13 protein-coding genes are annotated in these 16631 nt (G+C 52.9%); 8 read left to right on the top strand and 5 right to left on the bottom strand.

The features are described from left to right. Positions 1 to 40: 40 nt before the first annotated feature. From VNX88_05945 to VNX88_05935, 3 genes are read left to right on the top strand one after another with little or no spacing between them, the layout of a single operon-like run. On the top strand, positions 41 to 922 hold the full coding sequence (locus tag VNX88_05945) for an S-methyl-5'-thioadenosine phosphorylase (GenBank protein HWY68186.1): 882 nt from the start codon (positions 41 to 43) through the stop codon (positions 920 to 922). Further along, complete coding sequence (locus VNX88_05940; protein HWY68185.1) at positions 922 to 1854, top strand: PfkB family carbohydrate kinase; 933 nt, start codon at positions 922 to 924, stop codon at positions 1852 to 1854. Before VNX88_05945 ends, VNX88_05940 begins: the two co-directional genes overlap by 1 nt. A 43-nt stretch (positions 1855 to 1897) precedes the next feature. Then, positions 1898 to 3493, top strand: a complete 1596-nt coding sequence (locus VNX88_05935; GenBank protein ID HWY68184.1) for a hypothetical protein — start codon at positions 1898 to 1900, stop codon at positions 3491 to 3493. Between the two features lie 30 nt (positions 3494 to 3523). Here VNX88_05935 and rlmN read toward each other — a convergent pair whose 3' ends face one another. Beyond that, complete coding sequence (gene rlmN / locus VNX88_05930; protein ID HWY68183.1) at positions 3524 to 4726, bottom strand: 23S rRNA (adenine(2503)-C(2))-methyltransferase RlmN; 1203 nt, start codon at positions 4724 to 4726, stop codon at positions 3524 to 3526. 135 nt (positions 4727 to 4861) lie between these two features. Here rlmN and VNX88_05925 point away from each other — a divergent pair, with 135 nt between their 5' ends. From VNX88_05925 to VNX88_05910, 4 genes are all read left to right on the top strand, one after another. Then, positions 4862 to 6139 (top strand): pitrilysin family protein, encoded by a 1278-nt coding sequence (locus tag VNX88_05925; protein ID HWY68182.1) that lies wholly within the window; start codon positions 4862 to 4864, stop codon positions 6137 to 6139. 722 nt (positions 6140 to 6861) lie between these two features. Continuing rightward, entirely contained in the window at positions 6862 to 8355 is a 1494-nt protein-coding gene (locus VNX88_05920; GenBank protein ID HWY68181.1) for a UbiA family prenyltransferase, read from the top strand. Beyond that, the gene (locus VNX88_05915) at positions 8352 to 9710 is read left to right on the top strand and encodes an FAD-binding oxidoreductase (GenBank protein HWY68180.1); all 1359 of its coding nucleotides are present in this window, start codon (positions 8352 to 8354) and stop codon (positions 9708 to 9710) included. The genes VNX88_05920 and VNX88_05915 overlap by 4 nt, the downstream gene beginning before the upstream one ends. Positions 9711 to 9713: 3 nt before the next feature. Then, positions 9714 to 10448: an SDR family NAD(P)-dependent oxidoreductase gene (locus VNX88_05910; protein HWY68179.1), complete on the top strand. Its 735-nt coding sequence runs from the start codon at positions 9714 to 9716 to the stop codon at positions 10446 to 10448. 76 nt (positions 10449 to 10524) lie between these two features. On the opposite strand, the gene VNX88_05905 is transcribed toward VNX88_05910, so the two are convergent. Genes VNX88_05905 through VNX88_05890 form a run of 4 tightly spaced genes read right to left on the bottom strand, consistent with a single transcriptional unit; the run spans position 10525 to position 15869 of the window. Continuing rightward, positions 10525 to 11121, bottom strand: a complete 597-nt coding sequence (locus VNX88_05905; GenBank protein HWY68178.1) for a class I SAM-dependent methyltransferase — start codon at positions 11119 to 11121, stop codon at positions 10525 to 10527. Beyond that, entirely contained in the window at positions 11118 to 12344 is a 1227-nt protein-coding gene (locus VNX88_05900; GenBank protein HWY68177.1) for a glycosyltransferase family 2 protein, read from the bottom strand. Before VNX88_05900 ends, VNX88_05905 begins: the two co-directional genes overlap by 4 nt. Continuing rightward, positions 12341 to 14104 (bottom strand): hypothetical protein, encoded by a 1764-nt coding sequence (locus VNX88_05895; protein HWY68176.1) that lies wholly within the window; start codon positions 14102 to 14104, stop codon positions 12341 to 12343. The genes VNX88_05900 and VNX88_05895 overlap by 4 nt, the downstream gene beginning before the upstream one ends. Positions 14105 to 14156: 52 nt before the next feature. Beyond that, on the bottom strand, positions 14157 to 15869 hold the full coding sequence (locus tag VNX88_05890; GenBank protein HWY68175.1) for a tetratricopeptide repeat protein: 1713 nt from the start codon (positions 15867 to 15869) through the stop codon (positions 14157 to 14159). 507 nt (positions 15870 to 16376) lie between these two features. On the opposite strand from VNX88_05890, the gene VNX88_05885 reads away from it, so the two are divergent. Next, the coding region (locus VNX88_05885; protein ID HWY68174.1) for a prepilin-type N-terminal cleavage/methylation domain-containing protein at positions 16377 to 16631 on the top strand (255 nt) is incomplete at its 3' end.

Below are 16631 nucleotides of genomic sequence, written 5' to 3'. Positions count from 1 at the left end.
AATTTTTCTTACTTCAACCATCCTCACCGGAGTCGTGCAATTGCAAAGAGCTGAAATAGGAATCATCGGAGGGAGTGGACTGTATGCGATGCCTGGCCTCTCCGATGTCCATGAAGAAAGACTGGAAACCCCTTTCGGAACGCCATCGGACGCATACGTACTCGGTACACTCGAAGGTCGTAGAGTAGCCTTTCTCGCGCGCCACGGACGCGGCCATCGCATCATGCCTACTGAGTTGAACTTTCGTGCAAATATCTACGGCATGAAACAGCTCGGAGTAGAGCGAATTATTTCGGTCTCCGCTGTCGGCTCGCTCAAAGAAGAACATAAGCCGATGGATTTCGTGATCCCGGATCAGTTTGTGGATCGTACGCGACAACGTATATCGACATTCTTCGGCGAAGGACTGGTTGCGCACGTGGCGCTTGCTGATCCGATCTGCGCGGAAGTTGCGAAGAGTGCTGCGAGTGCATGCAAAAAGGCAGGTGTGACCGGCAAGAGTGGTGGAACCTATATCTGCATCGAGGGGCCACAGTTTTCGACGCGCGCCGAATCGAATCTTTACCGAAGTTGGGGAATGGACGTGATTGGTATGACGAATCTTCAGGAAGCCAAGCTCGCCCGCGAAGCAGAGATCTGTTACGCCACAGTGGCAATGGTCACAGATTATGACTGCTGGCATCCTGAACACGACGCGGTGACAGTCGAGACAGTGATCTCCTATCTGAATAAGAATGCTGAAAATGCGTGCAAGGTCGTGAAATACACGGTGGCGAATATCCCGAAAACACGCGGCTGCAAATGCGGGTCGGCTCTCGAATACGCGATCCTGACGGACAGGTCGAAAATTCCTGCAGAAGTCCGTCGCAAGCTGAGCCTGCTGCTCGACAAGTATTTGAAGACGCAGGAGGCGAGAGCCTGATGTCGATTGTCGTTGTTGGATCGGTAGCGTATGACGGCATCAAAAGCCCCTCTGGTTCGGTAGATCGGTGTCTTGGAGGCGCCGCTACATACTTTTCGCTGGCAGCGAGCTACTTCACGCAAGTGCGGATAGTCGCCGTAGTGGGAGAAGACTTCAGCAAACAAGACGAAGACATATTGCGTTCGCGCAAAGTCGATACACGCGGTATCGAGCATACGGAAGGCAAGAGTTTCTTTTGGCGCGGCGAGTACGGAGAGAACCTCAACGAAGCCAAAACCCTGGAGACGCAGTTAAACGTTTTCCAAAGCTTCAACCCGCAAGTTCCAGCCGAGTATCTTGATTCTGACTATCTCTTTCTTGCCAACATCGATCCTGTTCTACAGGGCAATGTTCGTCGCCAAATGGACGGACGGGTGAAGCTTGTCGGTGGCGACACGATGAATTACTGGATCACCGATCCCAATCATCGCAAGAATTTGCTCGAGACATTGAAGGGCGTTGATGTTTTGTTGATTAACGATACCGAAGCAAAGCTCCTCGCAGCAGAGACGAGCGTTCCTCGCGCCGTACAGAAAGTGCTGCGGATGGGCCCGCGTGCCTTGGTGATCAAGCATGGTGAATATGGCGCCACAGTGTTTTTCAAGGAAGGCGAATTCGGAGGTGGACGTCATCCTTTTCGCGCGCCGGCGCTGCCGATGGAAGAAGTTCGCGACCCCACGGGTGCCGGTGACTCCTTTGCCGGGGGATTCATGGGATATGTGGCCTCGCAGAAAAGGCTGGACCGCGAGACCTTCAAGCGTGCAATGTTCTACGGCGGCGTAATGGGATCTTTCGCTGTCGAGCGGTTCGGCACAGAACGCCTGCAGTCACTCACACGCGAGGAGATCGATGCGCGCTACCAGGTCTTCCGTGAACTCACGCACATCGGATAGTGCTTCCCGATTTGAGACAGATACAACAGTCACTGCAGACTTAGTGTCCGATCGGGATTTGGGCGTCAACACGAGAGATTATTGGATCCTGGCAACTCCGCTCAGTCTGTTAGGGATCGCAGCCCTTTGTTTCTTCTACTCCCGGAATGAGATTCTTCTCTCAGGAGATGCGGTCGCGCACATCAGCATCGCGCGACGAGTGTTCGATTCGCGAACGCCGGGGCCGCTGCAGTTGGGATCGGTTTGGCTCCCTCTTCCGCACTTGCTGACGATTCCTTTCATCATTATCAAGCCGATGTGGCAATCGGGAATTGGTGGCTCGATTGTTTCCGTGGTCTCATCTGTTCTCGCTGGCCTCGGACTCTTTCGGCTTCTCCGTCCCTCGTCACGAGTTGCTGCTTGGATTGCAACGGCATTTCTCGCGGCAAATCCCAATCTTCTCTATGTTCAGAGCACAGCGCTGAACGAGCCGCTCTATCTGGCAAGCTTCATCTGGGCCGCCGTATTTTTTGTGGAGGCTTCTCGGCATCTGGTCCGAAGCTCACAGATTGCGGCGAGATCACTCGAAAAAGGCGCGATAGCGTTAACTGCGGCGATCTTTACCCGCTACGACGGTTGGTTTCTCGCGTGTATTTGCTGGGCTGCATTCCTGGTTAGCGCGGTTTCGGCGGTGCGACGGATGCCCGGAGGGCTGATCAATTTACGGAAAGCAATCTACAAGCCTTTGCTGCTCACTGCGCTGGGTCCAACTCTTTGGATGGCCTACAACTTTGGCGTGTACAAAAATCCATTGAACTTCGCCAATGGTCCGTACTCGGCGAAGGCAATCGCGCAGCGCACAACTGAGCAAGGTTCTCCAACCTACCCAGGGGAGGGTCATTTATTTACCGCCGGTACTTACTTCGTGAAAGCTGCGCAATTAAACATTGGAGAACACCGAACAGGCAAGATTCTGCTCCTAATTGCTGTAGTTGGAAGCCTTGGCTTCGCGATCCGACGAGAATGGATGCCAATGGTTCTGCTCTGGTCGCCGCTAGCCTTCTACTCACTGTCCATCGCGTACGGCTCGGTTCCCATTTTTGTACCGGTGTGGTGGCCCTTTTCCTACTACAACGTGCGATACGGGCTCGAGTTGCTTCCAGCAATCGCCGCCGGCGTCGGTCTCTCGGTACCGATGGTTAGCGCGAGTTGGAAGCGAGAATGGGCGCGGCGAGCAAGTGTCGCTTCGATTCTCGTGCTGATGACAGTATCGTACTTCGAAACGTGGCGAACAGTTCCGATCTGCCTGCGCGAAGTGCGCGCGAACGGCAGTGCGCGAATGGAACTTGATCGTCGTCTAGCTAATGCGCTCGCGTCGTTGCCACCGGACTCTACGATTCTGGCCTATACCGGAGCGCACGGTGGAGCTTTCCAATTTGCTGGCATCCCATTACGCAGGACCATCAATGAGGGAATCGAGTTCATTTGGGATGCCTCGTTAGCGCATCCAGCAGCAGCAGCAGACTATGTAATCGCCGCAGATGATGATCCAGTTGCGAGGTCCATACTCAACCATCCAACTGGTCTCACACCAATCGCGTCGATTCAAGTTGCCGGCCAATCTCGAGTCGTGATTCACAAGACCACGCGCGCCCAATGAGCTATCCAGCGATATTCAGATGAATTGTTCTCAGGAAACTGTACGCTTCAGCTGCCCGCATGCGGCGTAGATGTCTCGACCGCGAGGACGCCGAATAAACACCGGCACACCTGCGTCGGCTAGGACGCTTTGAAAGGCGAGTACACGCTCGTGTACAGGCATGGTGTAGCTCACGCCAGGTCCTGGGTTGAAGGCAATGAGGTTCACTTTGCAGCGGATACCTTCTACGCGACGCGCGACTTCCAGAGCATGCTCGTGAGCGTCATTCACACCTTCAAGGAGCACGTACTCGAAAGTAAGGCGCTCGCGTGGACGCAGCGGAAATTGGTGAGCTGCATCCAGCAAGGCTTCAACGTTCCATTTTCGCGTGATGGGCATGATGCGCTCTCGAATCGTGTTGTCCGGCGCATTCAGCGAGATGGCGAGCTTCGGACGAATCGTCTCTTTTCCAAAATCGAGAATCCTCGGCACGATACCCGACGTAGATACTGTCATCCGCGATTCCGGGAACCCAACCTCCTCGACCAACAGACGAACGGCCTTCATAAAGTTGTCGTAGTTGAGAAACGGCTCACCCATTCCCATGAAGACGATGTTCATCCGCTCCCGGTCTAAGCTGACGGAGTGATCGCGGAGAACGGCGAGAACCTGTCCGACAATTTCGCCCGGCGTTAGGTTGCGTTTCACGCCGAGCAAGGCCGTAAGGCAGAACTGGCAATTTACGGCACAGCCAACCTGGGAAGAAACGCAGATCGTTGCCCTCGATCTGCTCGCTCCTACCGAACTCTTCGCCGCAGACCTGGGCTTTCGGTGCCGAGATTCAGCGTTCGAGTTCAAGACGTGACGGGCTAGGCGGGGAATCCCTTCGTAGTTCAGCTGGACAAGCTCCTCCTGACCAGCCTCGGTGCCATCACCGGCCTCGCCAGAGTCACCCTCCGGCATCCAGACGGTCTCCACAGACTCGCCGTCGGTAAATGCCATCAGATATCGGGTCGTTCCATCGACAGAGGTGAATTTCTGATCGATTCGTGGAAATCCGACGGACAGTCCTTCTTCGGCAATCTGAGACTTAAGAGCCGACGGTAGGTTGGACACGTCAGAAAGCGATTCTCGGCGCTGTCGGAAGATGGCGTCTGCTACCTGGCGCGCCCGGAATCCAGGATGTCCAAGCCTCGTAACCAGAGCCGTAAGCTCTTGATTCGAGAGGTTTAATAGTTCGTTCTGCATGGACATGCCGGGCATCTAATACGTGTGACTCAGGTAATTAGCGCGGGCTGACTGGAGCGATACTTCATCTCGTGCCTGCTAATTGCCTCTCCGCGCATTTAGAATACGTCTTTCCGTCATTTAGAAGGTCCTTACAAGTTAATGGTTCAAGAGCTAAGAAACGTGCGTCGGGAAGTGTTGCCGAATGGCCTCACGATCCTGACCGAAGAGATGCAGCAGATTCGTTCTACGTCCATCGGGATATGGATAAAGACCGGTTCGCGTCACGAAGAATCTGAGCGCAATGGCATCTCTCATTTTGTGGAGCACATGTTATTTAAGGGCACGACCAGCCGCTCTGCCCAAGATATTGCGCGCCAGGTTGACTCAATCGGCGGCAACATGGATGCGTTCACGGCCAAGGAATGCATCTGCTTCAACATCAAAATCCTCGATGAGCACCTGCCCATCGCGATGGATATCCTCAGCGACCTGGTGCTTAACCCCGTCTTCGCCGCGAAAGATATTCTCCGCGAACGGGGTGTGATCCTGGAAGAAATCAAAATGGACGAAGATAGCCCGGATTATCTCGTCCACGAGATCTTCACCCAGAGTTTTTGGAAGGATCACCCGCTTGGCAAACCGATTCTAGGAACAAAAGAAACCGTCCGGAAGTTCGAACAGACAATGTTATTCGACTACTACGGCGGCTTTTTCTATCCCGGAAACATGATCATTGCGGCTGCGGGAAGCTTGAATCATGAACGCTTTGCTGAGTTGGTCCGCCAGAAATTCTCCCAGTTGAAGGCCAAGCAGAACGGTTTTAAACAAACTGCGCCGCAGACTTTCTCCAAAATTATTGCGCGTAACAAGAAATCTCTTGAGCAAGTGCAAATCTGCATGGGAGTGCCGGCGCTGCAGATCGCCGATGACCGCCGCTACGTTGCGTACGTGCTGAATACGCTACTTGGCGGCGGAATGAGCTCGAGATTGTTCCAGAACATTCGCGAGAATCAGGGGCTGTGCTATGCGATCTACAGCGATTTGAACTCATATCGCGATACCGGCTGTCTGTCCGTATTCGCGGGAACCTCCCAGGAATGGGCCCCAAAAGTCGTGGAATCGGTGGTCGGAGAGTTCCGCAATTTGAAGACAGAGTCGGTTTCTGAAGAGGAGCTCAGCAGGGCTAAAGCGCAATTAAAAGGGAGCCTGATGCTGAGTTTGGAGTCCTCCACTGCGCGTATGTCAAATCTTGCGCGGCAGGAGATGTACTTCGATCGCTTCTTTTCGCTCGACGAGATTATTGAGCGGATCGAGAGCGTATCGGCCGACCAGCTTCAGGAGATGGCTCAAGACCTGTTCCAACAGAACAAAATCGCCGTAACCGTCCTCGGGAATCTGGACGGTTTGAAGATTGTGCCCGAGCAACTAGCCTGCTGACACTTCGCGCTACTGAAAGTGACATTTTTTGGCACTTTGGCAGTCCTTTAGGGGAAGTCGGCACCATCCACTAGTGCCTCCCTTCCTCATACTTTGTCTCGTAAGTAACTAAATAATTAGCTATTTAGGGTCTTTATCCACATAGAGAGAGTGGATTGTGGTCTTTTTGGGGCAATGGTAGGAAAGCTGCACATATCAAAGCGTCAAAGCTGATCGGTGTCCCTTACCGGAAGGCAGCACTCGGCCCACCGTTTCAATAGTCAAAGTTTGGCGAAGTACCTGGGGGAGGGTACCAGCCAGAAAGAGACCGGGCGTAAGCCCGGTCTCTTTTCCTTTTGCAGAGGCGGGCGTAAAGATCGGGCAAGGGCAAAGAATAGGGAGAACAACAGGGACGTTCTCGAATTCGATCGCGAAATCGTCTAATTCTGCCCAAAATCAGTAAATTTCGCTCAAAACCAGGGAATTAACAGCGAATTCTGTGGATTTCTCTTTAAGCCACCAGCAATAAAGGTCTTAGGGCTGTTTTCTGCAGGATTCAAGAAAAGAACAGGGAATTAGCAGGGAATTTTTGTCCTGATTTGGGAAAATGTTCTTCGCAGCGCAGGACAGGGATTACTCCGGAGGCCCCGTCCTTAAGACATCTTGCATTCCGTTCATGACTAGGCTGAACTTAAGGAACTCACCAAGCTCGGAAGATCCGTAGATTTGGCGACAACGTTCACATGAGTATCCACCAAGGCGTCCCCGAGCTTGTAGAACCTGGATTTCATGAGGGTTCACTCCGTGATCCGGCCAAGCCGCCGGTTCTTTGCGTTGATCTCGACGGGACGCTCATCAAATCCGACCTCTTTTTTGAATCGATTCTCCTGCTCCTCAAACAAAAGCCATGGTCCATTCTGCTGATCCTGTGGTGGAGCCTTCGCGGCCGTTCGTTCCTAAAGCGTCAGCTAGCAACCAAGACGCCGCTGGCGGTCGAGAAGCTTCCGTATCGTCAAGAGGTTGTGGAGTTCGTTCGTAGCGAGCGCGAATCTGGGCGGCAAACGCTGCTGGTGACGGCTGCGGATCAAAGCATGGCCGAGGCAATTGCGGCTCATTTAGGCCAATTCGACGGCGTTTACGGCAGTGACGGAGCGGTGAATCTAAAGGGAGGAGCGAAGGCCGGATTTCTAGCAGGCATGCTCGGGAGGGGCAACTTCGACTACATCGGGGATTCTCATGCCGACCTGCCGGTTTGGAGCGTAGCCAGGTTCGCATATGTAGTGGGAAGTCCGCGAATGGCCAAGAGAGTTTCCCGCAAGACGCCGGTTGCACGACTCTTCGAAGTTACTCAACCCTCATTTGGCGCATGGCTGCACTCGATACGTCTCTTGCATTGGACCAAGAACCTGTTGGTGTTGTTGCCGGTCTTATTTGCGCATAACTTCGCCTGGGCCGCATGGAGAGACAGTCTCGTTGGATTCGCCTTGTTCGGCGGATGTGCTTCAGGTCTCTATGTCCTCAACGACCTGCTCGACCTGCATTCTGATCGATTACATCCAGCCAAAAGCAAACGTCCCTTTGCTGCAGGAGAATTTCCGTTGTGGGTTGGAGTGCTGGAGTCAACACTGCTAGTCGGCTGTTCACTGCTCATCTCTGTGTTCCTCGATTTCCGATTTGCCGCAGCGTTGCTCGGATACGCCGTACTCACGGTTGCCTATTCCTGGAAGCTGAAGAGAGTGCCGTTGCTGGATGTGTTCGTTCTCTCCAGCTTCTACACAGTTCGTATATGGGCGGGGAGCCTGATCTCCGGTATTCCGGTATCGGACTGGCTCATGGCATTCTCTTTGTTTTTTTTCCTGAGTCTGGCAATGGCTAAACGCCATTCGGAGTTGGAGCGCGCAAGTAAGCTGGTGGAAGACGGAAACTCTGGTCGCGGATATGTCATAAAGGACCGTGAGCTGCTTGCGATGTTCGGAACTGCCAGCAGCTTTGCCGCGGTAGTGATTCTTTGTCTTTACGCTCGCAGTCCGGTCGTGAACTCGTTGTACGGAAGCTCAACTGAATTGCTGTGGCTGTGTCCTTTAGTGCTTTATTGGCTTACTCGAGTGTGGCTCCTCGCCGGACGCGGAGAGCTTGATCATGATCCTGTGATGTTCGCGGTGCGCGATCGCACCAGTTGGGTACTTGCTACGCTGGCAGTGGCCGTGCTTATGATTGGTGGATTTCATACAAGATGACCACTGCATCTACGCTTCCGGTCCGAGAAATCGTTTCGGATCGTTCCAACGGTTCCAAAATAGAACGATATCAATCCTGGGGCAGATATCCGAAGGCGGCGCACCGGAATGTCTCAAAGATCTACTGGCGCGACCAACTGGAGGAGGCTCTGCGGAAGGCCGAACCGGAGTCGCTCTTAGCCTATGGCATGGGACGAAGCTATGGCGACTCGTGTCTGAATTCAGATCGCGATCTGTTGGATTGCAAAGCTCTCAATCGCATACTCGATTGTGATTGGGAGGCTGGACGCGTTTGCGTTGAAGCTGGAATTACGCTCGGTGATCTTCTGGAAGTAATAGTCCCCCGAGGCTGGTTCATGCCAGTGGTTCCCGGCACGAAGTTTGTGACTGTGGGCGGAGCCATAGCGAACGACATCCACGGAAAGAATCACCATCGCGCTGGAACATTCGGATGTCACGTCAAGCAGATCACACTGCACCGATCGGATACATCTCCGGTGGTGTGTTCTCCGGCAACAAATTCTGATCTGCTTCAAGCCACCATCGGAGGCTTGGGCCTGACCGGAGTTATCGGATCCGCGGAGATACAACTCAAGCGCATTGCCGGCAACGCCATCGAAGTCGAAACTCTTACATTCCGCGATCTGAATCAGTTTCTCGATCTTTCGGCAGCAAGCGATCAGAGCCATGAATATACAGTTGCCTGGGTTGATTGCTTGTCGCGCGGTGGGCGCGGAATCTTTTTCCGCGGTAGCCATGCGGAAAAGAACGTCTCCTGTCGATCAACTAAGATAACGGTTCCGTTTGCGTTTCCGGAATTCGGGCTAAACCGACCGGCGGTTAAGCTTTTCAATCGCGCCTACTTCGGACTCAAGGCCCGCAAGCCTGGTTCGGCAGTCATACACTACGATCCCTTCTTCTTCCCACTCGATTCGATCCTGAATTGGAATCTTCTCTACGGAAGACGAGGACTAGTTCAATACCAATGCGTGTTGCCGGCTGGCGATGCCGGGGCCGTGAAGACGATCATTGAGGCTGTATCAAAGTCCGGAGAGGCGTGTTTTCTCGCTGTGCTCAAAGCTTTTGGCGAAATCCAGTCACCAGGACTGCTCTCCTTTCCTCGGCCAGGCCTGACGCTGGCCCTAGATCTACCCATGCGCGGTAATCGTACGCTGGCATTGCTCTCTCGACTCGACGAGCTAGTGTTGGCCAACGGCGGAGCGCTCTATCCAGCAAAAGACGCGCGAATGTCGTCTACCATGTTTAAGAGCGGATTCCCGAACTGGGCGAGTCTTGTGCCCTATATCGATCCCAAATTCTCGTCCTCGTTCTGGCGACGGGCAACGGCAGAGTAGGTAATGAAGCGAATCGTAATCCTTGGTGCGACGTCCACGATGATCCAGCCATTGCTGCGCAGGATGGCTGCCGATGGCAAGGAGCTCCTACTTGTGGCCAGGTCGCAAGAGCGACTTGACGCTGTGCGCAGTGACTTGAGGGCCCGAGGCGCGGCGAATGTCCTCACCTTTGAGGCGGACTTAACCGCTTCTCCAGATTTGGTTTATTCCTTCGCAGAGCAGTGCTTTTGTGACTTTGACACCCTGTTGCTATCGTATGGAACGATGTTGGATCAAGGGCTTTGCCAAGCAGATGTCGAATTTGCTGCGCGTGAACTGCAGACGAATTTGATCAGCGCAGTGGTCCTGCTTACTGTGTTTGCGAGGCACTTTGAGCAACGGCGCTCGGGCGTGATCGCCGGAATCACCTCTGTCGCCGGGGATCGAGGACGACGGTCCAACTACGTGTATGGCGCAGCAAAGGGTGGGCTGAGTATCTTCTTACAGGGGTTGCGCAACCGAATGTGCCAATATGGGGTGCGCGTACTTACTATCAAACCGGGGCCCGTTGTCACCGCCATGACGGCAGACGAAAGCAACATGCCGATGATTGCTGATTCTGAAAAGGTGGCTCGAGACATCTACGACGCTCTCGAGAGCTCCAACTCTGACGTCATATACACACCCCGTCAGTGGCGCTGGATAATGGCAATGTTGAAGCTTGTCCCCGAACGCCTATTCAAGAGGCTTCCCATCTAGCTTAAGGTGCTCACACTCATGGTGTCAGGAGCCGTAGGTTTGATGTTCGCGGCGAATATTGGCCGTCTCTTGTGATTCAGCGGATAGAGGCGATGAAGTGCAGGGAACTACCGAATAGCCAGTTGGCCCACCAAGGATAGAGATGGAGTTCGCTCACCCAGGTCTCAATTTCGAGATTTAACCTTGTCAGCTGCGCCTTCCAGGTTTCGAGCGGCCAATAATTGTAAGGGAGAATGACTCCATGGCGGGAATTGCCGACCCAATCCATGAAGCGCAGTCTCAAATCAGCCATCGGGCCATTGCTGGTGTGGTCCTTGATGACAATTCCCTTGCGCGAAACTCGCTTCGCTTCCCGAAGTAGAACTGTTGGGTCATCTGTGTGATGCAGAACGTCAACCAGGATTGCCACATCAAAGGAATCATTCGCGTAGGGAATGACGGCACCATCAAATTCAGTAACTGGAATGAAAGTTTTGTTCCGGACTAGAACATCGATACCCTGTACTACGAGGTCGCTTCTCTTTTTCACGATTTGTGATGAGAGCAGTCCATCCCCACAGCCGATATCGAGGACGCGAGCGTTGGCAGGAAGAAGGTTCGCGATGGTCTGGCCCAGCTGACAAATCCTTCGAGGATAAATGAAGCCTCCGTGCGCAATATCAAGAACACTCATCTTCGACCCATTCGCAGCAGGCTTAGGAAGAAAGCTGACAAAACAATTTGGGAGCCCAAAGCTAACGAAAAACCCGATGGTATCGCTACCCGCATCACGTGCGTCGGGAGAAGGGGGCCGAAGCCGTGGCGTTCCCAAAACATGACCCCATAAATGCCGCCCGACAAGCCAAGAAGGACCAGCAGAGTACCGATGACTATCCAAGACTCGAGATGAAAGAGACGATGCACCTGATTCATCTTTCGATCTGGTGGTAGCAAGCCTTGGGTGATGGCAAAAGTCTTACCAAAGATTGCGAAGAGGATAGCCTGGAAGCCGACCAGAGCACCGATTGCAGAGAAAAAGAGCGTATGGATGTCCAGGGTGATCGTTCCCAGCATCCGGGCGTGAGGCGTCAGCCATGCCCCGACCGACAGGCCAGCCAGCATCAAAAACAGCCCGGGATACAGAAAGAGCCATCGTGGGCTGTAAAGAAGCATGAAGCGCAAATGCCGCCATCCGTCGCGCCACGGTCGAAGGTGAGGCGGACGACTGCGGCCATCCGGACTCAGCGTGGTCGGTACTTCCGTGATTTTCATTCCCATCAGCGTGGCCTTGACGATCATCTCGGAAGCAAATTCCATACCTGTTGTTCTCAGGCCCATTCGCCTGAATGCATCCGCGGAGAAAGCTCGCAAGCCACAATTAAAATCTCCGACTGGACAACGGAAGAATAACCGGCCGATACCTGAAAGTGCTGGCGTACCAATCCAGCGATTCTTCCACGGCATCGCCCCGGGTTTGATCCCACCCAACAAACGATTGCCCATAACCAGGTCGAAGCCTGCGCGCAGCTTCAAGATGAAAGGCAGAAGGTTGGAGAAGTCGTAGCTGTCGTCGGAGTCTCCCATGACAATATAGGTTCCCCGTGCCGCAAGGGTGCCATAAATAAGAGCAGCACCGTAGCCCCTCACTGGTACATCGACTACTCTAGCCCCGAAGTTGCGGGCTATCTCTTGTGATCCATCTTCGGACCCGTTATCGCTGACTACGACCTCACCTCGGATGTGATTGTCGAATATAAACGTCTGGGCCTTTCGTATACATGTCTCCAAGGTTTCGCTTTCATTAAGACATGGCAACAGGATGGTTAACTCCAGATCCGGAGTGGGCCGTTCGAATTGACTAAGATCAAACAGCAGGTCATCTGAAACGGTCGAGTTTTCAAATAGTAACTGACTCATACAGCAGCCTTCTGTTCTACTCCGCTGTACTTTGCAAGTTGTCGAGTTGGAGAACCCTTATAGAGCGGATAGAGAACTGTTAGACTAATCGCTACCATTCCTATTAAGGCGCAGAGCCAGGCCTGCAGGTTAATCGGACGTGATCCAGGATCGGTTGTTGACATCCACAGCGGCCATGGCTTTGGAAGATAGAAGATCTTGAAGTGCGTCATCCATACTGGCGCCATGCGCCGTGGAGTATTCGGATTTGGTCCAAGAATGGTATAGGTGTACCAGTTTGGAGCAGGAATCGAATTGAAAAACTCGGCGGTCACCGGGGCACCATTTTTCAGCGAAATCGTTTCTCCCGCGCGAGCCAACAACGCACTGTCTTTGAAATAAACCCACGGATCTTCCACCCAAAAGAAGTCATTGAATCCGCGTTGGAAAAAAAAGCGCTGGTTTTCAACGCTCACGGCCATTAGTTGCACTGCGAAGCTGATTCCTACAATTACGGGGACGAGTCTCTTCCACCTGAAGCGGTTTAATGCAAAAGGAAACGCCAACGCCCAAAGCGGTAGGAGCGGGACAAGATACCGTGGGCCCCAGCACCAATCGCCACCTGCAAATGAAATACAGGATATGAATAGAACTAAAGCGATGCTCGCAGAGCACAGTCCAAGCGCCAAAGCCTGCTGCTCACGGAAAAGGCGCCGCATTCCAATTACCGCAATAACAAGAGTGGGGCTGTACAGGAAGATGCTTTTTCCTGGACTCAAAATCAGCGTTGCAAGTCCGGCGACAGGATTTCCAAACATCGGGAATCCTCGTCGTGAGCGAAATTGGAGTTTCCCGTCGCGAAAAAGAGATCCAAACCGCAGATCATTAAACCAGAAGCACAGTGTTAAGCCGACAGTAACCGCCGTCAACGACCAAAGGACAAAACGCACGCACGATGCTCGTTCTTCACCAGGACCGTTCACTGCAGCCCTCAACAGATTGCCTACTCGACGCGCATAGGTGCGAAGATTCGAAATGAGACTCGACAGAAGTGAAGAACTGCTCGGCGAAGGTTCTTCAGCGGGACTCGTAGTAGCCGTCCATCTGATCGTCGACATAGCAAGCGCCGGAATAATGATCAAGAAGTACTCTTGATATAGAACCAAGACAGCGGCGGAGAGTCCGCCGGCGATAGCCAGAGCTTTTGAGTTGTGCCGAGAGCTAACAAATCCAAGGAAAACGCTGAGAATGGCGAAGAAAGCGTGTTGCGCATTGTCGAATGTGGAGTTCGACAAGGGCCAGATCATCGTCGCGAATGCGCTTACTAAGGCCCAGGCGAACGCATGGCGTACTTCTACTCCCAGTTCAATGTAAAACAGAAACAACACAGTACAGATTGTGGCTCCGAGTATTGGAGAGGTTAGAGAGAACAAAAACTGGCTTGCTCCGACGCCCATATCTTTGTCGTACAAGGCGCCTATCGCCATGAGCGGCATCGGGAGTACAGAGGCGGGCGCCCCATAATAGGAATATGGAAGCTTGTGGCGGCCCGGGACTGCCATCCGAGGCTTTATCCATGGATCTGTCAGGAGAGGCTGTCCCGAATGCAGCCAGTTATAGGCCACATCGAACCGAGCCTGTCCGTCAATGATGTCGATACGGCCAGGGCTGGAGACGACATAGATAGCTAGCACAATAAGGAAGATCCCAAATGCAATGCGCGCCGCAGAAATCTGGGGCCCACCAGAAGAATCTCTGAGAGTTGTAGTGCTAACAATCATGTTTGTATTTCTTCGTCGAAGTCTTGAGAGTTATTTGTTTAAGTGTGTAAAACTAATGTTTGTTCAAACTCTTCTGAATCGCTAATTCTCGTTGGGCTTCTTCCGACCTGCCCATAGCTTTGAGCGCGGTTGCAAGATGGCCATGAAGAAAGGCCCTGTTTGGAAATCGCTTGAGTTGTTCTTGGTAAATCTGAACTGCCTCTTCATTTCTGCCGAGACGCAAATCCACATTCGCTAACGCAAGGTTGGCCACCAGGTGGTGTTCCCTCTCAAGGTTGTAGCCCGTTTGTATGGCCTCGCGCGCCTCTTCGTACTTGCATTCGGCAAGGAAGACGTCGCCAAGCAGGTACCAACTATTCGGGCCGCGATCTCTATTGATTACGCTGCGAGCAAAAGCTTCCGCTTTTTCCCGTTGTCCGAAGACAACATAGGCGCCTGCAAGATAGTTTTGCGCATTCCAGTTGTCGGGAGCGATTCGTACAGCCCGCTCAAATAGCTTAATGTCGTTGTCCCAATAAGATTCATAGGTGACGGTCAGTACTGACATTACCGCAAAGACGATGAGGATAACTGCTGCATGGACCTTCGCACTAAAGACCCGCAGACGCTCCAATAAATACGCGATACCAATACTCGAAGCAACGGAAGGTAAATAAGAGTATCGATCATGTTCTTGCAAAGTAATGAAGTAGACGATTACGGGAGCGAGCATCAGCACGAACCAGCTTGCGAAGAAGATTCCCGTCGGTCTCTTTCGAACAGCCCACACGATGGCTGTGGTAACTGCCAATGTAAGGACAAGCGGTAATACGAACTGCCGAAACGAAAATGTGCGTACCAGCATAATCGGATATTGCACACTAAGTTCGCCCGGCCATAACTGTTTAAGCAGGTACCAAAGGATTGCTTTTGGCGCGGTGAGGACTGTGGCTTTGAGAGGTATTTTCTGCAGAAGGCCCAGGTCGAGTTCATTATGTATCAGTGCCTTTCTGGCAAGGAGGGCAAGGGTAGTCACGGTGAGGAAAGGCAACGCGGCTCGAAGACTGGCCACGCAGCGATCGCGAAAGCGGGAGTTTGTGGAGCTGAATTCGTATATAGCGATCAGAACTGGAGCGAATACTGCGGCTTCTTTGGAGAACAAAGCCAAGAGCAACAGTACATTGGAAGTCCATTGATACTTGAGCCTATGCTCCACGTTTTTCCGTGCTTTGAAGTACGAGATTATGGAACCGAGGAAGAAGACAACTGAAAGAGAATCGCTAATGCCGGAGATCCAAGCTGCGGTTTCAACTTTGGTTGGGTGAAGTCCGAAAAAACCTGCTGCAATTGCCGCGACAATTTTATTCTCTGTGGTCTCGCACGCAAGCCGGTAAACGAGATAAGTCGCAGCAATGTGGAGCCCCGCAGCTACCAGGTGAAACCATCCCGGTGCCGGCCCTAACAGGTGAAGGATCGTCATGAAGACCAGAGACACGAGAGGTCGATAGAAATCGATCGCTCGTGGGACATCCAGGAACCCCCAAAATGAATGGGTAAAGAGCTCTGGAACCTGCTTCCAGGATTCCATCCAGGGGTTCAGTGTGATGAGAGCGGAGTCGTCGTAAACATAGTCAAACAGAACGCTACGAAGGTAGATCAGAGTAGTCGCATACAGTACGATTCGAATCAGAACTGCAGGCTGCATAAACCACTGAAACCAGGCTTGGAACCGGCTGGATTTAGGTTCTGCCATCCGCTCGAGTGCGGGGATAGACGTAGCGCTCAACGTGGAACTCACTTTATTCGGAATGTTGCTGCTAGCGTTTCATAGTCGAGTGATTCTCAGCGGAGTATCAAGTTCAAGATGCAAGGCGGGATAACGGAAGTAACTCGGGCATGTTGAGGATGAGGTACTCAAGCGAGCCAATTCGAGTCTTGACGAATCAGGAATAGGGCTGTTCGGCCTTCCACAATCCTGCCTGTAGAGGGCTGGGAGCTTCGATCGCTCAAGACGGCAGGCCTTGGGCTATGGGAGAATATCAGGGTTCCAACTGACAAATTCCGTCCGCTTGACTTGACACAATCTGTCAGAATCGCACGGCTTAAGACCGGCCAGGCAAAGGGTTTCCTGGTATGGTTTCCTGTAACTCATTGATTTTGTTGAGTAATTGCGATGCTGGTGCGCGTCGCGGGAGTGGTACACCGGTTGCGACTATAGACGTTGTCAACCAGCGGGGTTGCCCGCTAGGAAGAACGTAGTTACGGCCTTGCTGGCCACCCTAAAGGAGCAAAAATGAAGAAACAGAAAGGTTTCTCGCTGATTGAACTTCTGATCGTCGTGGCGATCATTCTGATCATCGCGGCTATCGCAATTCCTAACCTGCTGCGCGCCAAGATTGCGGCCAATGAGGCTTCGGCTGTTGGTTCCATGCGCACCATCGTTACCGCTGAAGTCGCTTACAATTCGGCGGGCTGGACCGATGGTGGTACTCCCCCGAAGCAGGTCGGCTTCTCGGCCGCGCTTATCAATCTCGGCCCGAACGGGTCA

It is taken from the genome of Terriglobales bacterium, from assembly GCA_035567895.1.
GTDB lineage: Bacteria > Acidobacteriota > Terriglobia > Terriglobales > Acidobacteriaceae > Gp1-AA112.
Note: the sequence above shows the minus strand (reverse complement) of the source record. Positions and strands in the feature narration are given on the sequence as shown.